The 20281-nt window shown below is 74.4% G+C and carries 14 protein-coding genes, 1 tRNA gene and 1 pseudogene; 10 read left to right on the top strand and 6 right to left on the bottom strand.

Going from position 1 to position 20281, the window contains the following annotated elements; genetic code table 11:
• Positions 1-28 precede the first annotated feature (28 nt).
• Positions 29-1219, top strand: coding sequence for a low temperature requirement protein A (locus tag MCM47_RS18245; RefSeq protein ID WP_238862714.1), 1191 nt, complete (start codon positions 29-31; stop codon positions 1217-1219).
• Between the two features lie 200 nt (positions 1220-1419).
• Here MCM47_RS18245 and MCM47_RS18240 read toward each other — a convergent pair.
• Positions 1420-2226 (bottom strand): annotated as a pseudogene (locus tag MCM47_RS18240) (LysR family transcriptional regulator); the annotation flags it as partial.
• A 251-nt stretch (positions 2227-2477) separates the two neighbouring features.
• On the opposite strand from MCM47_RS18240, the gene snpA (MCM47_RS18235) reads away from it, so the two are divergent.
• From snpA (MCM47_RS18235) to MCM47_RS18220, 4 genes are all read left to right on the top strand, one after another.
• A complete protein-coding gene (gene snpA / locus MCM47_RS18235; protein WP_238862713.1) occupies positions 2478-3125 on the top strand; it encodes a snapalysin in 648 nt (215 codons plus the stop codon).
• 91 nt (positions 3126-3216) lie between these two features.
• Positions 3217-3843, top strand: a complete 627-nt coding sequence (gene snpA, locus MCM47_RS18230) for a snapalysin (RefSeq protein WP_374209160.1) — start codon at positions 3217-3219, stop codon at positions 3841-3843.
• 213 nt (positions 3844-4056) lie between these two features.
• Positions 4057-4713, top strand: coding sequence for a pentapeptide repeat-containing protein (locus MCM47_RS18225; protein WP_238862712.1), 657 nt, complete (start codon positions 4057-4059; stop codon positions 4711-4713).
• Positions 4714-4879: 166 nt separating this feature from the next.
• The gene (locus MCM47_RS18220; RefSeq protein ID WP_238862711.1) at positions 4880-6958 is read left to right on the top strand and encodes a phosphocholine-specific phospholipase C; all 2079 of its coding nucleotides are present in this window, start codon (positions 4880-4882) and stop codon (positions 6956-6958) included.
• A 74-nt stretch (positions 6959-7032) separates the two neighbouring features.
• On the opposite strand, the gene MCM47_RS18215 is transcribed toward MCM47_RS18220, so the two are convergent.
• Positions 7033-7839 carry a phosphoribosyl-dephospho-CoA transferase MdcG domain-containing protein gene (locus tag MCM47_RS18215; protein ID WP_238862710.1) on the bottom strand — a complete coding sequence of 269 codons (807 nt, stop codon included), beginning with the start codon at positions 7837-7839 and terminating at the stop codon, positions 7033-7035.
• A gap of 276 nt (positions 7840-8115) precedes the next feature.
• On the opposite strand from MCM47_RS18215, the gene MCM47_RS18210 reads away from it, so the two are divergent.
• Entirely contained in the window at positions 8116-8382 is a 267-nt protein-coding gene (locus MCM47_RS18210) for a hypothetical protein (RefSeq protein WP_238862709.1), read from the top strand.
• Between the two features lie 223 nt (positions 8383-8605).
• Here MCM47_RS18210 and MCM47_RS18205 read toward each other — a convergent pair whose 3' ends face one another.
• Positions 8606-11827 (bottom strand): S41 family peptidase, encoded by a 3222-nt coding sequence (locus tag MCM47_RS18205; RefSeq protein WP_238862708.1) that lies wholly within the window; start codon positions 11825-11827, stop codon positions 8606-8608.
• A gap of 214 nt (positions 11828-12041) precedes the next feature.
• Here MCM47_RS18205 and MCM47_RS18200 point away from each other — a divergent pair, with 214 nt between their 5' ends.
• Entirely contained in the window at positions 12042-13739 is a 1698-nt protein-coding gene (locus MCM47_RS18200) for a chitinase (protein ID WP_374209159.1), read from the top strand.
• A gap of 189 nt (positions 13740-13928) precedes the next feature.
• Here the strand turns inward: MCM47_RS18200 and MCM47_RS18195 are convergent, their stop codons facing one another.
• On the bottom strand, positions 13929-14291 hold the full coding sequence (locus MCM47_RS18195) for a MerR family transcriptional regulator (RefSeq protein ID WP_238862707.1): 363 nt from the start codon (positions 14289-14291) through the stop codon (positions 13929-13931).
• Positions 14292-14424: 133 nt separating this feature from the next.
• On the opposite strand from MCM47_RS18195, the gene hemC reads away from it, so the two are divergent.
• Positions 14425-15360 carry a hydroxymethylbilane synthase gene (gene hemC / locus MCM47_RS18190; RefSeq protein ID WP_238862706.1) on the top strand — a complete coding sequence of 312 codons (936 nt, stop codon included), beginning with the start codon at positions 14425-14427 and terminating at the stop codon, positions 15358-15360.
• A gap of 154 nt (positions 15361-15514) precedes the next feature.
• On the opposite strand, the gene MCM47_RS18185 is transcribed toward hemC, so the two are convergent.
• Positions 15515-15588, bottom strand: a tRNA-Lys gene (locus MCM47_RS18185).
• A 64-nt stretch (positions 15589-15652) separates the two neighbouring features.
• A complete protein-coding gene (locus MCM47_RS18180) occupies positions 15653-16561 on the bottom strand; it encodes an NADP-dependent oxidoreductase (RefSeq protein ID WP_238862705.1) in 909 nt (302 codons plus the stop codon).
• 226 nt (positions 16562-16787) lie between these two features.
• On the opposite strand from MCM47_RS18180, the gene MCM47_RS18175 reads away from it, so the two are divergent.
• Together MCM47_RS18175 and pgi are read left to right on the top strand one after the other, a co-directional pair.
• Positions 16788-18371, top strand: a complete 1584-nt coding sequence (locus MCM47_RS18175) for a Na+/H+ antiporter (protein ID WP_238862704.1) — start codon at positions 16788-16790, stop codon at positions 18369-18371.
• 202 nt (positions 18372-18573) lie between these two features.
• Positions 18574-20235: a glucose-6-phosphate isomerase gene (pgi, locus tag MCM47_RS18170; protein WP_238862703.1), complete on the top strand. Its 1662-nt coding sequence runs from the start codon at positions 18574-18576 to the stop codon at positions 20233-20235.
• Positions 20236-20281 lie beyond the last annotated feature (46 nt).

Here is a 20281-nt window from a genome sequence, read left to right as displayed (position 1 = left end):
CGCCGTCCCGCAGCCCGGAGACCAGACCATGAGCAGCGAATCCGCCGCGGCCCCCCGCAGCCCGCATCCCGTCGACCGGCGCGCGGTGCGTCCGATGGTCCCGCGCAGCCGGGACGAGCCGCACCGGGTGGCCACGCCGCTGGAGCTGTTCTTCGACCTCTGCTTCGTGGTCGCGGTGGGCCAGGCCGGCCGGGAGCTGGCCCACGACCTCGCCGCCGGGCACTACGGCGACGGCCTGCGGGGGTACGTCTTCGCGTTCTTCGCGATCTGGTGGGCCTGGATGAACTTCACCTGGTTCGCCTCGGCGTACGACTGCGACGACGTCCCCTACCGGGTGACCACGCTGGTGCAGATCGCCGGCGTGCTGATCCTCGCGGCGGGCGTGCCCAGGATGTTCGCCGACCAGGACCTGACGCTCTCGGTGGTCGGGTACGTGGTGATGCGCCTGGCCATGGTCACCCAGTGGCTGCGCGCGGCGGCCGGGGAGGAGGGCGCGGCACGCGGGGTCGCCCTGCGGTACGCGCTGGGGATCACGCTCTGCCAGATCGGCTGGGCCGTGGTGCTGCTGCTGCCGGAGCCGGTCCGGCCGTACGGGATCCTGCTCGGCATCCTGGCCGAGCTGTCCGTGCCGGTGATCGCCGAGCTGCGGCTGCGCACCAGCTGGCACCCGCACCACATCGCCGAGCGCTACGGCCTGTTCACCCTGATCGTGCTGGGTGAGACGGTGGCGGCGGCGACCGTCGCGGTGCAGTCGGCGGTGGACGCGCACGAGGGGCTCGGCCGGCTGCTGCCGGTCGCCGCCGGCGGTCTGCTGATCTGCTTCTCGGCCTGGTGGATCTACTTCGCCCGGGAGGTCCACGAGCACCTGCGCTCCAACCGGCAGGCCTTCCTCTGGGGCTACGGCCACTACGTGGTGTTCGGGGCGGCGGCGGCGATCGGCGCGGGGCTGGAGGTCGCGGTCGAGTCGGCGGTGCACAAGGCGCACGTCTCCCAGACCGCCGCCACCGCGACGGTGACCGTGCCGACGGCGGTCTACCTGTTCACCGTCTGGCTGCTGCACGCCCGGCACGTCAAGACCGGCGTCGAGCAGGCGCTGCTGCCGGTCGCCTCGCTGGCGGTGCTGGCGTGCACCGCGGCCGGCGGTTCGGGCGTCCTGGTGGCCGGCCTGGTGAGTGCGGCCACGGTGGCGGTGGGCGTCACGCTGCACGCCCGCGGCTGACCGGCGGAGGGGAGGGGCTCCCGCGGCTGCCCGTCGCGGGGGTCCTCCCGGGGCCCGGGGCCCAGCAGGTGCTGGAGGGCGTGGCCGTGCCGGGCGAGCCAGGCCCGGTAGGCCGGGTTGCCCCGGGCCAGGTCCAGGTAGGCGGCGCGCAGCTCGCCGTAGAGGACGTCGAGCGCGGGCGGGCTGAGCGCCCGTGGTCGCCAGGCGAGCAGCAGCCGGACGGCCAGCGGGTCGCCGTGCACCGGCCGGACGACCGTGCCCGGTCCCGGCGCCGAGGTCGGCTGGCAGGGGCGGACGGCCTCCCCGGAGGCGACCAGCTCGGCGGCGGTGGCGTTGTCGCGCACCTGCACCACCCGGGGGTTGAGCCCGGCCTCGGTGAAGACCCGGCGCATGGCCGCGTACTCGTGGTCGGCGGTCGGGTCGACCATCCAGGTGTCCTCGGCCAGGTCGGTCAGGTGGACCACCGACCGGGCGGCGGCCGGGTGGCCGGCGGCCAGGGCGACGAACTGCGGCTCGCGGGCCAGCAGCACCCGGTGCTCGGCGTCGGGCGGCACCCGGAGCGGGAATCCCTCGCTCTCGTGCACGAAGGCCACGTCCAGCTGGTCGGCGGCGACCATCCGCAGCAGGGCGTTGGCGGAGATGTCGATGTGGATGGTGGTGTCCGTCTCCGGCAGCCGCTCGTGCACCCGGCGCAGCCAGGCCGCCACCGCCCGGCTGCCGACGCTGCCGATCCGCAGGCGACGGGTGCGCTCGTCACCGGCCGACTCGCGGGCCTCCTGCCGCGCGGCGGCGACCAGGGCGGTCATCTCGGCGATCACCGGCCGGGCCCGCGACAGCACCGAGTGCCCGAGCGCGGTCGGCCGGCTGCCGGTCTGCTCGCGGGTGAACAGCCGTCCGCCGATGGTGCGTTCGATCCGGTGCAGCTGGGTGGTGAGGGAGGGCTGGGTCATCCCGAGCTGCCGTGCGGCCTTGCGGACGCTGCCGGTGTCGGCGATGGCGCACAGCACCCGGAGGTGTCTCACGTCGAGCTCCACGTCGGGAGCATAACCGGGCGAATGGGTGTGACGCCAGGGACATGACAGGTCATCGGGTGCGGGTCAGGGCCCCGCCGGACGGCGGGGATTGGCCCGTGCTATCGCCGGTTGACATCATCCGCCGGGCCGCCGGCCTGGCCGAAGCTCTGGGGCAGCAAACCTTCATCCGATGCCCCGCGACCGGCCCCCACCGCCGCGGCGCACCCGCGAATCGGAGCCCCCACATGAAGCGCATCCCGCGGATGCTCTCCGCTGCCGTCGGTCTGGCGCTCGCCGCCGGACTCGCCGCACTGCCCGCCACCGCCTCGGCCGCCCCCGCCGACCGGGCCGCCACCGGCGCCCAGCACTACACCCCCTCGGCGTCGGCCCAGCCGAGCAGCGGGAAGGCCGACAACCAGGCGTTCTACGAGGCCGTCATGAAGTCGGCGCGGGCCAAGCAGGCCGCGGCGCCGTTCCTCAAGGCCGTCGTGGTGACCTACGACCCCAGCAACGCGCCGTCCTTCTCCGGGCAGATAGCCCGGGCGGCGCAGATCTGGAACGGTTCGGTCGCCAACGTGAAGCTCCAGGCCGGCTCCAACGCCGACTTCTCCTACTACGAGGGCGACGACCCGAGCAACGGCTCGTACGCGAGCACCGACGGACACGGCCGCGGCTACATCTTCCTCGACTACACGCAGAACCAGGAGTACGACTCCCTGCGCGTCACGGCGCACGAGACCGGGCACGTGCTGGGTCTGCCCGACCACTACTCGGGCCCGTGCAGCGAGCTGATGTCCGGCGGCGGTCCCGGCCCGTCCTGCACCAACCCCTACCCGAACAGCACCGAGCGCAGCCGGGTCAACTCGCTCTGGCGGTACGGCCTCGCGGGCTGACCCGCGCCGATCGACCCGCCGTACCGGTTCCCCCTTCACCTCCGTCACCGCGGTCCCCCATGGCCGCGCCCCCGCGAACAGGAGCCCCCACGTGAACCGCATCGCCCGTACGCTGTCCGCCGCGCTCGGCCTGGCCCTCGCCGCCGGCGTGGCCGTCCTGCCGACCGCCGCCGCGGCCGCCCCGGCCGCCCCGGCCGCCCAGGGCTACACCGCGAACAGCTACGCAGGCTCGGCCGCCGAGGACGCGGACAACCAGGCGTTCTACGAGGCCGTCATGAAGTCGGCGCTCGCCAAGCAGGCCGCGGCGCCGTTCCTCAAGGCGGTCGTGGTGACCTACGACGCCAGCAGCGCCCCGACCTTCCGCAACCAGATAGCCCAGAGCGCGCAGATCTGGAACGGCTCGGTCAGCAACGTCCAGCTGCGGTCCGGCACCAACGCCGACTTCCGCTACTACGAGGGCAACGACTCGCGCGGCTCGTACGCGAGCACCGACGGGCACGGCCGCGGCTACATCTTCCTCGACTACGCGCAGAACCGCCGCTACAACTCGACCCGGGTCACCGCCCACGAGACCGGGCACGTGCTGGGCCTGCCCGACCACTACTCGGGTCCGTGCAGCGAGCTGATGTCCGGCGGCGGCCCCGGCACCTCGTGCACCAACCCGTACCCGAACTCCGCGGAGCGCAGCCGGGTGAACTCCCTCTGGGCCCGCGGCTGATCCATCGTGACACCGGCCCGGCCGCTCCTCCCCCCCCGGAGCGGCCGGGCCCCGCCGTCCGCCACCTCATGGGCGGTGCACCCCATGAGCGGTACCGCATCCCATGAGCGGCGCACCGTCCGCGGCGCGACCTCCACACGACCGGCGTGAGTGTCGGTGCCGCGTGGGAGCATCCGGGCGAGGACCGTCCCCCGACCGCGAGGTGCCACCGCCATGCCGCTCTCCGTCCCCGACCGCCTGGCCGACCTGCCGTACGCCCACCTGCTGACCCCGCACACCGGCCCGCTGCGCAGCGACGAGCGCTACGACACCGTGCACCTCGACGGCGGCGAGCACCGCGACGAGTCGGCGGCCGGTGCCGTCTTCCTGGAGTGCGCCTTGACCGGCGTCGCGCTCGACGGGGTCCGGTTGCGCCAGGCCCGCTTCACCGAGGTCTGGGTACAGGCCGGCCGCTGGGTGGGCTGCGACCTGAGTGAGAGCGAGTGGCAGGACAGCGCGCTCACCGGCGGCGTGCTGGCCGGCATCGCGGCCCACGGCTCGGCGCTGCGCCGCACGGTCCTGCGCGGCTGCAAGCTGGAGGCGGTCAACCTGCGGGCCGCCGTCCTGCGCGACGTCGTCTTCGAGGACTGCCTGCTGAGGGACGTCGACTTCGGCGACGCGAAGCTCACCGACGTCTCCTTCCCCGGCTCGACCCTGGAGGAGGTCCGGCTGCGCGGGGCCTCGCTCGACAAGGTCGACCTGCGCGGCGCCGCCCGCCTCGGCCTGCCCGACGGCCACCAGGGCCTGCGCGGCGCGGTCATCAGCTCCACCCAGCTCCTGGAGCTCGCACCGCAGTTCGCCCACGCCCTGGGGATCACCGTGAAGGACTGAGGCACCGGCGTTCAGCCGGCCGTCGCTCGGTGACGGCGGGGCGAACAGTCCGCCAACCCTGCTCCGGCCCCCTGGTGGGGCCGTTCGGGTGGGTGGATGATGCTGCGCGATCGATGGGCCCCAACTTGTGTGCACAACATCGCCAGTGAAGGGACGGGCTGGGCTGATGGCCGAGCTGAGTCGTAGGAAGTTCGTCGCGCTGTCCGGAGCGGCCGCGGCCGGCCTGGCCGTGGCCGGCACCACCGGTGCCGGGGCGGCGTCGGGTGCGCCCGGGCCCGCGGCCGCGCCGTCGGCGGCGCTGTCGCAGACCGGCACCATCGCGGACGCGAAGCACATCGTGATCCTGATGCAGGAGAACCGCAGCTTCGACCACTACTTCGGCATGCTGCGCGGGGTGCGCGGCTTCGCCGACCGCAGCGCGATCCAGATCGCCGGCGGCTACAGCGTCTTCAACCAGCCCAACGGCCTGGGCCGCCAGTACCCGTGGCAGTTCAGCCTCACCAAGCCCGCCGGCGGGGCCGACCCGCAGCGGCTGGCGCAGTGCAACGGTGACCTCGCGCACGGCTGGAACGACCAGCACACCGCCTGGAACGGCGGCAGGATGGACTCCTGGGTCCTCGCCAAGGGCAACGTGCGCACCCTGGGCTTCCTCACCCGTCAGGACATCCCGTTCCACTACGCGCTCGCCGAGAACTGGACCGTCTGCGACGCCTACTTCTGCTCGGTCATCAGTGCCACCGGCCCCAACCGCACCTACCACTGGTCCGGCCAGATCGACCCGGACGGAAAGGCGGGCGGCCCGGCGTACGACGGCGGCGACGAGAAGGGCCTGCGCTGGCAGACCTACGCCGAGGCGCTGGAGAACGCCGGCGTGAGCTGGAAGGTCTACCAGAACGCGGCCGACAACTACGGCGACAACGCGCTCGCCTACTTCACCCAGTTCGCCAACGCCCCGGCCGGCAGCCCGCTCGCCGTCAAGGGCATGGGCTCCGTCCCCAAGGTCACCGGCCGGACCCCGGACGACATCGTCGCCGCGATCAAGGCCGACGTGCTGAACGGCACCCTCCCGCAGGTCTCCTGGATCGTCCCCAACCAGGAGGTCTCCGAGCACCCGTACGCCACCCCGGCCGACGGCGCGCACTTCGTCCACAACGTGATCGACGCGCTCAACGCCGACCCGGACGTCTTCAACTCCAGCGTCCTCTTCCTCAACTACGACGAGAACGACGGCTTCTTCGACCACGTCCCGCCGCCGGCCGCCCCGGCCGGCACCCCCGGCGAGTTCTACGGCGGCAAGAACATCGGCCTGGGCTTCCGCGTCCCGATGATCGCCATCTCGCCCTGGAGCCGCGGCGGCTGGGTCAACTCCGAGGTCTTCGACCACACCTCGGTCCTGCGCTTCCTGGAGAAGTGGACGGCCGCCATCGGCAAGCCGGCCACCTGCCCCAACATCAGCGACTGGCGGCGCCGGGTCTGCGGCGACCTCACCGGACTGTTCGACTTCGCCAACCCGGTGTACGGCCTTCCGGCACTGCCCGACACCGACGCGACGATCGGCCTGTCCACCTGCGGTCCGCTGCCGAACCCGGCCCCGGTGGACAACAGGCTGCCCGTCCAGGAGCCCGGCACCCGCCCGGCCCGCGCCCTGCCCTACCAGCCCAACGCCAACCTGGACCGCCTGGAGTACGGCTCCGCCGGCGCGATCAAGGTCTGGCTGAAGATGGCGAACGAGGGCCCGCAGGCGCAGAAGTCGGCCCACTTCGCGGCCTACGCCAACGCCTACCGCAGCGGCGGCCCCTGGCAGTACACCGTCGATCCGGGCGGCAGCCAGAGCGACTTCTTCAACTGCGGCCTCGGCTTCGGCAGCGGCCCGTACGACCTCTCGGTGGTCGGCCCCAACCGCTTCCTGCGCCGCTTCAAGGGCGACGCCAACAAGGCGGGGAAGAACGCCTCGGTCACCGCCAGCTACGCGGTCGAACCGGGTACCGGCAAGCTCGCGGTGTACTTCAGGCTGGCCAACGCCGGCAGCACGCCGATGACCTTCACCATCGCCTCCGGCAACTACCGCACCGACGGCCCCTGGACCTACCAGGTGCCGGCCGGCGGCAGCGTCAGCGACTACTTCAACGCCGTCGCCTACACCAACGGCTGGTACGACTTCACCGTCACGGTGGACGCCGACTCCAGCTGGTCGCAGCGGTTCACCGGCCACCTGGAGACCGGCGCGCCCAGCATCAGCGGCTGACACCTGCCGGTCCTGTCCCGCACGTCCGGCGGCACCGCGGACGCGGGCGCACGGCAGGCCCGGACGGCCGCCCGTCAGGGCAGGCGCCACTGACGGCCCCGGGGGAACCACGGATCGTGGACCTCCCGGGGCCCTTCCGGCGTCAGCAGCGTGAGGGTCGGCGCCCCGGCCGCGTACTCGGCGAGCAGCACCGCTCCGTAGCGGGTCTCCAGCTCCGCCTGCACCGGTACGGGCAGCCGGTCGAGGGCCCGCCGCAGCAGCAGCGCGTCCCGCCGGCTCACCGGCTGCGGGGCGCGCAGCACCAGCCGCAGCGGACTCAGCGGCCCGGCCACCGGGACGCCGGTGCCCAGCTCGTAGCCGACCGCGCCGATCGGCCCCCAGGCCAGCCGGTGCTCCACGACCAGCCGCCCGGCCGCCGGCAGTGCCGCGAGCGCCGGGACCGCCGCCACCCGCCCCGGCGGCAGCAGCTCCTCCCGGCCGACCAGCTGCTCCGGCCGCAGCGTCCGGGCCACCGCCGCCCGGGGCGCCAGCGCGTCCAGCCGCCGGCCGCGCTCCGCTCCGCGCACCGTCACCGGCAGCCACTGCTCCGGCGCGGCCCCGACGTCCCGGGTACAGCGCACCGGGGGCGGGGTGTCCGCCGGCCCGCCGAGCACGGCGGGCGCCCGGCCGACCGTCACCCACGGGTGCACCCGCAGCACCGCGCGGGCCCACTGCGGCAGCTCGCCGCCGCCGACCGGCCGCAGCGAGCCGGGGCACTGCATCAGCAGCAGGTCGTGCGGGCCGGCCAGCCGCCCGTCGAGGGCGGCCAGCGGGCCGACCAGGCGGCGCGGACCGCCGTGGTGGTCCTCCGGCGCGGTGCGGTGGGCGGGTGCGACGGTCACGGCAGGCCTCCAACGGTCACGGGGACTCCGGGGACGGCGCGGATCGGGACCGGCCGACGCCACCAACCCTGCGCCGCCGGTCCGCCACCCGCCACGGCCGTTGGACGCCCACCGCCCGGGACCTTGGGCCCGTCCTCGAACCCCGCCCGCGGCGCGACGCGCTCCCCGGCCCGCGGCCGGGGAGGTACCCCGGGGCACGCGCCCCGCCCAGCGGATGCGCCCGTGAGGGGCCGGTGTGAGAGTGGGGGCAGCCCGGAATTCGTCCGAGGAGGAGTCATGGGCATCTTCGACAGGTTCCGCCACAAGGCGCACCACGCCGACGAGGAGGCCAGGTCCTCCCTCGGCGGGAGCCGCGAGCAGGACACCACCGCGATGACGGACGCCGCCCAGCGCGCCGCCCTCGCCCACGATGAGGCCGCCGACGCGTTCGGCGCCGAGACCGAGCGGGCCCGGGAGGCCCGGGAGTCCGCGGACCTCACCGAGCGGCGCGCCGAGCAGCGCGCCCGGGAGGACATGACGGCCGAGGGCGACCCCTGGGACTGACGTCCCCGGCGCATCGCACGGCGGCGGGCGCATCCGGAACGCGGACGCGCCCGTTGCCGTTGCCGTTGCCGTTGCCGCCGCCGTCGCCCGCCGCCGTTGCCGCGCCCGCCGCCGTCGCCGCGCCCGCCGCCGTTGCCGCTCGCGGCTGCGGCCCGCCGCCCGCGCCGGTCCGTTCGGGTGGCCGGCCGGTCCGCCCGGTGGCTGCCGGGCCGACCGGGCCGGTTCACCCGCGCGGCGGAAGCGGTGGCCGGCGCAGGTCCGGGCGCGGCGTGTCGTCCGGCGGCGGGACGGCGGCCGGGGCGTCCTCCAGGAGGTCCAGCGCCAGCTGCACCGCGGTGACCAGCTCGGGGTGGAGCCCGCGGGCCCAGTCCCGCGGGCTGCGCAGCACGTGCACGTCCGGCTCCGCACCGTGGTTCTCCACCGACCAGCCGAGCCCGCCGGTGAACCAGGAGGCGTTCTTCGGCACCGAGATCTGCGTCCCGTCGCCGAGGGTGTGCCGCCCGGTCATGCCGACCACCCCGCCCCAGGTGCGGTTGCCCACCACCGGGCCCAGCCCGAGCAGCTTGATCGCGGTGATGATGACGTCGCCGTCCGAGCTGGTGGCCTCGTCGGCCAGGGCCACCACCGGTCCGCGCGGCGCGTCCCGGGGCCACCGGACCGGGTGCCGGCCCCGGCTGAAGTCCCAGGCCAGCACCCGCCGGGTGAGCTTCTCCAGCACCAGCTCCGACACGTTGCCCCCGGCGTTGCCGCGCACGTCCAGCACCAGCGCGGGCTTGTCGAGCTCGCGCCGGACGTCCCGGTTGAACTGCGCCCACCCGGAGCCGCCGAGATCCGGGATGTGCAGGTAACCGCACCGGCCGTCGCTGAACTCCCGGACCAGCGAGCGCCGTTTGACCACCCAGTCCTGGTAGCGGATGGGCCGCTCGTCGGTCAGCGGGGTCACCGTGATCCGGCGGATCGGCCCGTCCGGACCGCCGGTGCGCAGGGTGAGCTCGAGGGTGGTGCCGCCGGTGCCGACCAGCAGCGGGGACGGGCCGCGGACCGGGTCCAGCGGGCGTCCGGCCACCTCCAGCAGCTCGTCCCCGTTCCGGACCCCGTGGGTGGCGAGCGGGGCGCGGGCCCGCGGGTCGGAGGACTCGCCGGGCAGGATGCGGTCGACCAGCCAGCGCCCGTCGGGGGTGCGGTGGGCGTTGGCGCCGAGCAGGCCGAGCGGCTGCTGCGCCGGGGACGGGCCCTCGCCGCGCCGCGACGGGGTGACGTAGGCGTGCGAGGTGCCCAGCTCGCCGAGCAGCTCGCGGAGCAGGTCGGCGAAGTCGTCGGGGCTCGCGATCCGGTCCAGCAGCGGCTCGTACTGGGCCACCAGCGCGGGCCAGTCCAGGCCGGACATGCCGGCGTCCCAGAACTGGTCCCGGACGATCCGGGCCGCCTCGCGGTACGCCTGGCGCCACTCCGCGGCCGGGTGCACGGTGTGGGTGATCCGGCGCAGGTCGACGCTGGTGGACGCGGAGGGCGCGGTGACCGGCAGGATCCGCAGGGTGCCCGCCGAGTAGACGGCCACCGAGCCGCCGTCGCCGGAGACGGCGAAGCCGTCCAGCTTGTCGGCGAGCGTGCTGCGGCTGCCCCGCGCCAGGTCGAAGTACTCCAGTGACGGGCGCCCCGAGGTGTCGTCCGGGTTGGTGAAGGTCTGGCCGAGGGTGCCGGAGATCGGCCAGCGCAGCCAGACCAGCCCGCCGCGCACGGCGTCGGTGGCCGAGTACTTCGAGGCGATCACCGGGAACGGGATCAGCCGGTCGCCGATGCCCTCGGGGTCGACCGCCACGGTGCCGTCGCCGCCGCCGTCGCCGCGCGGGGCGCCGTCCTCGGCCGAGGCGGCGAACGGCGAGGGGGTGTCGGCGGAGAGCGGGACGAGGTAGGGGCGGCAGCCGAGCGGGAACGACAGGTCGCCGGTGTGCACGTCGTGGACCGGGTCGAAGCCGCGCCAGGAGAGGAAGGCCAGATAGCGGCCGTCCCGGGTGAACACCGGCTGCTCGTCCTCGAACCGGCCGTCGGTGACCTCGGTGACCGGCGCGAGCCCGTCGGCGCGGGTGAGCCGGATCCGGCGCAGCGAACGGCCGGCCGCGGGCTGGGACCAGGCGATCCAGTGCGAGTCGGGGGAGAACCGGGCGCTGGAGACGGGCCCGTGTCCGGAGGCGGCCAGTTCGCGTACGGCGCCGTCGGAGGCGGCGAGCAGCAGCAGCCGGCCGTCGGAGGTGGCGGCGGCCAGGCGGGTGCCGTCGGGCGAGGCGGTCAGCTCCAGGACCCGGCCGAGCCGGCCCGCCGCCAGCAGCCGGTGCCCGTGCTGGGCCGGGGCGGCCTGGTGGCCGGGCAGCGGGACGATCTCGACGGCGTCCTCGCCCTCGGCGTCGGTGATCCAGGCGGCCTCGCCGGTGTGCCCCAGCACCACCGGCAGCCGGGTGCGGACGCCCGGGGTGTCGCTGAGCACCCGCGCGGGGCCGTCGCGGTGGGTCAGCCAGTACTGGCTGCCGCGCACGGTGATCACCCCGGCACGGCCGGTCTGGTCGCAGGCGAGGTCCTTGACGTGCGAGGCGGCGTTCACCAGGTACGGCCGCCGGCCGGCCCGCGCGCCGCCGAGCGGGACGCGCAGCCGGCGCGGGGCGGGGGCGTCCAGGCTCTCCAGCAGCCAGAGGTCGCCCGCGTGCTGGTAGACGATCCGGGTGCCGTCGCCGGCGGCCTCCCGGGCGTAGTAGGAGGCGTGGTCGGTGTGCCGGCGCAGGTCGGTCCCGTCGGGGCGGCAGGAGTAGAGGTTGCCGATGCCCTCGTGGTCGGAGAGGAAGGCGATCCGGTCGCCGTCGGCCGCGGTGACCGGCATCGGGGAGGCGAGGTGGCCCCGGTGGCCGGCCAGGATCCGCTCGCCGTCGACCCAGAGCCGTCCGACGGCACCGCCCCGGTACCGCTTCCAGGCGGCGGGCTCGTGCGGGGCGGCGCCGGTGAGGAGCACGGTGTGCGAGCGGTTCATCTGGGCGTCGCCGACCGGGCCCCAGGGCATCCGGCGCCCGGGCGCGCCGTCCGGCGGGAGGGCGTGCGCCCAGGTGTAGTGGCCGAAGGGCTCGTGGAACGAGGTGACGGCGAGGAGTTCGCCGTCGGGCAGCCAGCCGCGCAGCCGTGTGTCCTGGCTGCCCCAGTGGCTCAGCCGGGTGGCCGCGCCGCCGCCGACCGGCGCGGTCCAGATCTCCGGGGTCGGGCTCTGCCAGGCGGTCCAGCCGAGGGAGCTGCCGTCGGGGGAGAGCCGGGGGTGGCTGACCCGGGTGCGGTCGCAGCTGACCCGCCAGGCGCGGCCGACGGTGCCGTCCGGGTCGAGCGGGGCCACCCAGACGTCGTCCTCGGCGGCGAACGCCAGCAGGTCCCCGCGCAGGTGGGGGTAGCGGAGGTAGCCGGACGAGGTCACCCCTCCATGGTTCGACGGGGTGTCACGCCCGGCAACCGGACGCCGTCGGCTCCCGGCCGGGGCCGGTCCGGACCATTGACACCGCACCGACGGATCCACTTCAGTGGTCTAGTCCAACAAGGGTGCGCGGTCGGGCCGAACCCCCACTGGCGCGTACCTCCGGCGTGCCCTCGGACGTCCCCCCCACGATCCGCGCTTCCGCAGGAGCCCCCGCATGCGCAGAACCCCCGCACCCGGCGCCCCGGCCGCCGGCGCCCCGCCCGCTCGCCTCCGGCGCAGCCCCCGCACCCTGGTCGCCGCCGGGACCGCCTCGGCCGTCGCCGCCGCCACGATGGTCGGCCTGACCCTCGGACTGGCGCCCGCCGCCTCGGCCGGGGAGTTCCTGGTCAACGGCGGCTTCGAGAGCGGCGCCCTGAACCCCTGGAGCTGCGGCGGCGCCGGCAGCGTGGTCACCGGCCAGGCCCACGGCGGTGGTCACGCCCTCGCCGGAGCGGCCTCGGCGAGCGACAACGCCCAGTGCACGCAGACCGTGGCGGTCGCCCCCGGCACCACCTACACGCTCAGCGGGTGGGTGAAGGGCTCCTACGTCTACCTCGGGGTGACCGGTGGCGCCTCCACGTGGACGCCGGGCACCGGGGGCGCCTACCAGAAGCTCAGCGTCAGCTTCACCACGGGCGCCACCCAGACCAGCGTCACCGTCTACACCCACGGCTGGTACGGCCAGGGCACCTACTACGCGGACGACCTCTCGCTGGACGGCCCGGGCGCGCCGTCGCCGACCGCCTCGCCCACCGCGACCGCCTCGCCCACCGCGACCGCGACGGCCACCACCACTCCGACGGCCACGCCGACGGCGACGGCCACGCCGACCGCGACCCCCACCGCGCCGCCGTCCGGTGGCCACGCCCTGGTCGGCTACCTGCACGCCAGCTTCGCCAACGGCGCCGGCTACACCCGGATGGCCGACGTCCCGGACTCCTGGGACTTCGTCAACCTCTCCTTCGGCGAGCCGACCTCCGCCACCTCCGGCGACATCCGCTTCAACCGCTGCCCGGCCACCGAGTGCCCGACCGTGGAGTCCGACGCCGACTTCAAGGCCGCGATCGCCGCCAAGCGCGCCAAGGGCAAGAAGGTCCTGATCTCGATCGGCGGCCAGAACGGCCAGGTCCAGCTCACCACCGCGGCCGCGCGCGACGCCTTCGTCGGCTCGGTCTCGGCGATCATCGACAAGTGGGGCCTGGACGGGCTCGACATCGACTTCGAGGGCCACTCGCTGTCCCTGCAGACCGGCGACACCGACTTCAAGAACCCGACCAGCGCGGTCGTGGTCAACCTGATCTCCGCGCTCAGGACGCTCAAGGCCAGGTACGGTCCCGGTTTCGTCCTCACCATGGCGCCGGAGACCTTCTTCGTCCAACTCGGCTACCAGTACTACGGTTCCGGCCCCTGGGGCGGTCAGGACCCGCGGGCCGGCGCCTACCTGCCGGTGATCCACGCGCTGCGCGACGACCTCACCCTGCTGCACGTCCAGGACTACAACTCCGGCTCCGTCATGGGCCTGGACAACCAGTACCACTCGATGGGCGGGGCGGACTTCCACGTCGCGATGACCGACATGCTGCTCAAGGGCTTCCCGGTGGCGGGCAACACCGCCAACGTGTTCCCGCCGCTGCCCGCCGGCAAGGTCGCCATCGGCATGCCGGCCACCACCAACGCGGGCAACGGCTACGTCGCCCCGGCCGAGGTCGACAAGGCGCTGGACTGCCTGACCAGGCTGGCCAACTGCGGCAGCTACGTGCCGAAGGCCGGCGCCCAGCCCGACCTGCGCGGGCTGATGACCTGGTCGATCAACTGGGACCAGTTCGGCGGGCGGGAGTTCTCCCGGAACTTCGACGGCTACTTCCGCCGCTGACCGATCCGCCGCCGACCGATCCGCCGCCGACCGCTGCAGCGCAGGCCGCTGCGCCGTCGACCGCTGCGCCGTCAACCGCTGCGCCGTCGACCGCTGCGCCGCCGACCGATCCGCCGAGGACCGCTCCGCCGGGTGTCGGGTGTGTCCGGGGGGCCTGGCCCCGGGCAGGCCCCCGGCACCCGGCGGGGCTCACGCCCCGACGCGCACCGCCGCCAGGTACTCCGCGATGGCGTCCCGGTTGCGGGTGAGGCACTGGATCCGTCGCGTCATGCTGGTGAGCTCGTGCTCCAGCGTGGCGAGCATCTCCGGGGTGGCGTCCGCGAAGTGGATGGTCCGGGGCTTGCTCAGGCAGGGCAGGATCTGCTTGATGATCCTGGTCGGCAGCCCGGCGTCGAGCAGGCCCCGGATCTGCAGCACCCGGTCGACCGAGGACTCGTCGTACGTGCGGTAGCCGTTGGCACAGCGCTCGGAGAAGATCAGGCCCTGCTCCTCGTAGTAGCGCAACAGCCGCCGGGACGTTCCGGTCCGCTCCGCGAGCTCCCCGATCTGCATGTGGCCCACCTCATCGCCGGTCGCGTACGGCCCTGACACCAGTGTGCGTTCCGAGCATAGCCGCCGCGGCGGCGCGGCCGCCCACGATCCGGGCAGCGCGGGAGCGCGGCGTCTGACGGTCTATCATCCGGTCATGGCAACCGCAGAGTTGATCCGCATCGTCTCCCGCTCCTCGCCGATGGCCCTGGCCCAGGTCGAACGGGTCCGCGCCGAGCTGGCCGCCCTGCACCCGCAGGTGCGGACCGAGGTGGTCCCGGTGACCACCTCCGGGGACCGCTGGATGGGCGACCTCGCGCGGCTCGGCGGCAAGGGCGCCTTCACCAAGGAGGTCGACGCGGTGCTGCTGGCCGGCGAGGCGGACCTCGCGGTGCACTGCCTCAAGGACGTGCCGGCTGACCGCCCGCTGCCCGCCGGCACCGTCTTCGCCGCCTACCTGCACCGCGACGACATCCGCGACGCCCTCGTCCACCCCGGCGGCCTGACCCTGGACGAGCTGCCGCCCGGCGCCCGGATCGGCACCTCCTCGGTCCGCCGCCGGGCCCAGCTCGCCGCCTCCCACCCGCACCTGGAGTGCGTCCCGATGCGCGGCAACGCCAACAGCCGGCTGGCGAAGCTTGCCGCCGGTGCGGCGGACGCCCTGCTGCTCGCGGTGTCCGGGCTGGAGCGGATCGGCGAGCCGGACCGGATCAGCGAGATCCTCCCGCCGGAGACGATGTGCCCGCCGATCGGCGCCGGCATCCTCGCCCTGCAGTGCCGGGAGGACGACGCCGCCACCATCGAGGCGGTCGCCGGTCTCGGCGACCACCCCACCTGGCGCGAGGCGAGCGCCGAGCGGATGTTCCTGCACGTCCTCCAGGGCCACTGCAACTCGCCGATCGCCGGCTATGCCAAGGCCGAGCCGGACGGCCGGCTCTCGCTGCGCGGCCGGGTGTTCTCCCCGGACGGCAAGCAGGTCCTGGACGCCCACGAGTGGGCCGGCTCGCTCACCCCGGAGGACCTCGGCACCGCGACGGCCCTGGCCCTGAAGCGGCAGGGGGCGTCCGAGCTGATCGCCGCCATCCCGCACTGACGTCGCCGGAGCCTGCGCCGCCCCGCGCCCCGGGGTGTGCCGCCCCGCGCGGCCGCCGGGCCGCGGGGCCACCGGGCCACCGGGCCACCGGGCCGGAGGTGTTCGGGAATGTCGGAAGGCCCTCCGCTCTCGCGAAGGGCCTTCCGGCTGTCTGTGCGCCGCCAGGGACTCGAACCCCGGACCCGCTGATTAAGAGTCAGCTGCTCTAACCAACTGAGCTAGCGGCGCCTGCTGACGTGGAGAACATTACCCGGTCAGCAGCGGAAACACACAATCGGCCCGGCCGGCCCGCTCAGGGCGTGAGCACGACCTTGCCCCGGACGTGTCCGGTGCCGACCGTCCGGTGGGCGTCCGCGGCCCGCTCCAGCGGGAAGGCCGCGGCGATCTCCACCCGCAGCCCGCCCGCCTCCCAGAGCTCCACCAGCTCGGCCAGCCGGGCCGCCGACCGCTGCGCCCGCAGCTGCCGCAGGCCGAGCCGCGCGGCGGTGGCGTGGTCCGTGACGGTGCCGATCCGCTCCCGGTCGGCCACCAGCTCGACGGACGCCTCCAGCGCACCGCGTCCGGCCGCGTCGAAGGCGGCGTCCACGCCCTGCGGCGCCACCGCCCGCACCCGCTCGACCAGCCCCTCGCCGTAGGCGACCGGGGCCGCGCCCAGCTCCCGCAGGTAGTCGTGGTTGCGCTCGCTCGCGGTGCCGATCACCGTGGCGCCCCAGGCGCGGGCCAGCTGGACGGCGGCCGTGCCGACCCCGCCGGAGGCGCCGTGCACCAGGACGGTGTCGCCGCGGCGCACCTTCAGCTCGGTCAGGGCGGTGTGCGCGGTCTGACCGGAGGCGGAGAGTGCGCCCGCCTGCTCCCACGGCATCGCGGCCGGCTTGGCGACCAGCTGGGCGCCGTCCACCGTGACGTACTCGGCGTGGCTGTCGAGCAGGCGGAAGCCCAGCACCTCGTCGCCGACCTCCCAGCCGAAGCTGCCCGCCCCGAGCTGGTCGACCACTCCGGCGAACTCGTTGCCCGGGACCACCGGCGGCTCCAGCCGGGTGCCCGGCGGGCTCCAGCCCTCCCGGACGGCGAGGTCGGCGGGCTGCACCCCGGCCGCGCGGACCCGGACCCGCACCTCGCCCGGCCCGGCGGCGGGGGTCGGCACCTCGGCCACCCGCAGCACCTCGGGGCCGCCGAACCGGGGGACGGTGACTGCCTTCATCGACTTCCTGCCTGTCTGCCGGGCTGCTGATCGCTCCTTTCGATGATCAGACTTAAAGCGCGCTTGAGGTCAAGCACCGCCCGGCGCGTTGCGGCAGTCGGGCGCATTGTCAGATTTATCCTGAACGGCGGCCGGCGCCGTGTGCTCCGGCCGCCCCGGTCCGTCCCCGGGCCGCGGCCCGTCCGGCGGGCCGCCCCGGACCGCCCGCCGCCGAGAGGAACCTCCCGTGGGCCAGCTGCCCCTGCTCTTCCTGGTGCTGCTCGCCTCCGTGGTGACCATGCCGCTCGCCCGGCGGACCGGCGTGCCGCAGCCCGTGCTGATGACCCTGCTCGGCATCGTCATGGCGCTCGTCCCGCAGATCCCGGACATCGCCCTCGACCCCGATCTGATCCTGCCGCTGGTCCTGCCGCCGCTGATCTTCGCCGTCGCACGGCGCTCCTCGGTCCGCTACTTCCGGGCCAACATCCGCTCGATCCTGCTGCTCGCGGTCGCCCTGGTGGTGGTCACCACCGCGGCGGTCGCCGGGGCCGTGCACTGGCTGCTGCCGGCGCTGCCGATCGCGGCGGCCGTCGCGGTCGGCGCGCTGGTCTCGCCCCCCGACCCGGTCGCCGCCGTCGCGGTGGCCGGCAGCGTCGGCCTGCCCCGCCGGCTGGTGGCGATCCTGGAGAGCGAGGGCCTGTTCAACGACGTCACCGCGATCGTGATCTACTCACTGGCCATCGAGGCGGTGGTCGGCGGCGACTTCACGGCCGAGAACGCCGTGCTGCGCTTCGTGCTCTCGGCCGTCCTCGCCGTCGTCATCGGCGTCGCGCTCGGCTGGGCCAACGCCAGGATCGCCTCCTACCTGGAGGACCCGACCCAGCAGGTCGCGCTCAACCTGCTGGTCCCGTTCGCCGCGTACAGCCTGGCCGAGGAGATCCACGGCTCCGGGGTGCTGGCCGTGGTGGTCTGCGGGCTCTACCTCGCCGAGCGGGCCGCCGACGCCGACGCCGTCTCGTACCGGCTGGTCGGCAACGCCTTCTGGGAGATCGTCGAGATCCTGATCACCGGTGTGGCCTTCGGCCTGATCGGGCTGGAGCTGGCCACCGTCCTCAAGGAGGCGGGCAACGGCTGGACCGCCATGATCGGCGACGCGGCGGTGGTCATCGGGGTCGTGGTCCTGGTCCGGCTGCTCTGGCTGCTCCCGGCGGGCTGGGTCTCCAGGAGGCTGCGCTCGGGGGACGAGGAGGACACCCCGATCAGCTGGCAGGAGAGCGTGGTGCTCTGGTGGTCGGGGATGCGCGGGGTGGCCACCGTCGCGCTGGCCCTGGCCGTCCCGCTCACCCTGGACTCCGGCGAGGCCTTCCCGGAACGCGGCCGGCTGGTCTTCATCGCCTTCAGCGTCGTCCTGTTCACCCTGCTGGTCCAGGGCCTGACCCTGCCCTGGCTGGCCAAGCGGCTCCACCTGGACATCGACCACGACCGGCACGAGCAGGCCGTCCGCCAGCTCTGGTGGCGGGCCGCCAAGGCCGGGCTGGAGCGGCTGGGCGAACTGGAGGAGCTGGACCGGCTGCCCGCAGAGGTGGCCGACCGGCTGCGGGACCGTCAGCACGACCGGCTGGCCCGCCTCTGCCCGGAGAAGTACGCCGAGGAGGAGGCGGCCGAGGCCAAGCAGCGGCTCAGCCAGTGGCGGGCCGCGCAGAGCGTCGAGCAGGAGATGATCGCCGCCTCCCGGCGCGAGATGCTGGCCGCCCGCAGCGAGGTCGGCGCCGACCCCGAGCTGGTCGACCAGGTGCTGCGGGGGCTCGACCTGCGCTCCGAGCGGAAGTGACGCGCCGTCGGCCCGGGGCTCCGGCCGCCGCCGACGGAGCGTCCGCGAACGGAATGTGCGCGGGTGGTCCCGACGTTGCATAGGCTGGCTCCGGGCAGGCCGTCAAAGGAGTCGGCGCACCACCAGTACCCGCTCGACCTCGCGAAACCCTCACCGCCTGGCCCTGCCGGTATCTGCACCCAGATGAATCGAGGAGCCACCGATGTCGGAGACCCGTGCCGACGCCCGTACCCCGCTGGACCGCACCCCGCAGTGGGCCGCGCTCGGCAAGCACCGGGAGGAGCTGGGCGACACGCACCTGCGCGAGCTGTTCGCCGCCGACCCGGAGCGCGGCCGGCGCTACGCCCTCCAGGTCGGCGACCTGCACGTGGACTACTCCAAGCAGCTGGTCACGGACGAGACCCTGGCCCTGCTGCGCGAGCTCGCCGCGGCCACCGGCGTGGCCGAGCTGCGGGACGCCATGTTCCGCGGCGAGAAGATCAACAACACCGAGCACCGCGCCGTCCTGCACACCGCGCTGCGCGCCCCCCGCGGCGCCGTGATCGAGGTGGACGGCGAGAACGTCGTGCCGGCCGTCCACGCGGTCCTCGACAAGATGGCGGCCTTCGCCGAGCAGGTACGCGGCGGCGAGTGGCGCGGCCACACGGGCAAGCGGATCCGCGCCGTCGTCAACATCGGCATCGGCGGCTCCGACCTCGGTCCCGCCATGGCCTACGAGGTGCTGCGCTCCTACACCGCCCGCGACCTCGACGTCCGCTTCGTCTCCAACGTGGACGGCGCCGACCTGCACGAGGCCGTCCGCGACCTCGACCCGGCCGAGACGCTGTTCATCGTCGCCTCCAAGACCTTCACCACGATCGAGACCATCACCAACGCGGTCTCCGCCCGTGACTGGCTGCTCGGCGGCCTCGGCGCCGGCAACGAGGCGGTCGCCAAGCACTTCGTGGCGCTCTCCACCAACGCCGAGGGCGTCGCCGACTTCGGCATCGACACCGCCAACATGTTCGAGTTCTGGGACTGGGTGGGCGGCCGCTACTCCTACGACTCGGCGATCGGCCTCTCGCTGATGATCGCCATCGGTCCGGACGCCTTCCGCGAGATGCTGGACGGCTTCCACCTGGTGGACGAGCACTTCCGCACCGCGCCCCCGGAGCAGAACGTCCCGCTCCTGCTCGGCCTGCTCGGGGTCTGGTACGGCGCGTTCTTCGACGCCCAGGCGCACGCGGTGCTGCCGTACTCGCACTACCTGTCGAAGTTCACCGCCTACCTCCAGCAGCTGGACATGGAGTCCAACGGCAAGTCGGTGACCCGTGACGGCACCCCGGTGACCTGGCAGACCGGTCCGGTGGTCTGGGGCACCCCGGGCACCAACGGCCAGCACGCCTACTACCAGCTGCTGCACCAGGGCACCAAGGTCGTCCCGGCCGACTTCATCGGCTTCGCCCAGCCGGTCGCCGACCTGCCGCCCGTCCTGGTCGCCCAGCACGACCTGCTGCTCGCCAACTTCTTCGCCCAGACCCAGGCGCTGGCGTTCGGCAAGACGCCGGAGGAGGTCGCCGCGGAGGGCGTGCCGGCCGAGCTGGTGCCGCACAAGACCTTCCGGGGCAACCACCCGACCACCACCATCCTGGCCGCCGAGCTGACCCCGTCGGTGCTCGGCCAGCTGGTCGCGCTGTACGAGCACAAGGTGTTCGTCCAGGGTGCGATCTGGAACATCGACTCCTTCGACCAGTGGGGCGTCGAGCTCGGCAAGGTGCTCGCCAAGCGGATCGAGCCGGTGCTGCTGACCGGCGAGGGCGCCGACGCGCTGGACAGCTCCACGGCGGAGCTGGTCGCCCGGTACCGGGCGCTGCGCGGGCGCTGAGTCCGTCCGGCGCGGGCCGTCCGCTCCGGCGGCGGCCCGCCCCGGC

The sequence above is a fragment of the Kitasatospora sp. A2-31 genome, from assembly GCF_022288725.1.
In the GTDB taxonomy this organism is placed as follows: domain Bacteria; phylum Actinomycetota; class Actinomycetes; order Streptomycetales; family Streptomycetaceae; genus Kitasatospora.
Note: the sequence above shows the minus strand (reverse complement) of the source record. Positions and strands in the feature narration are given on the sequence as shown.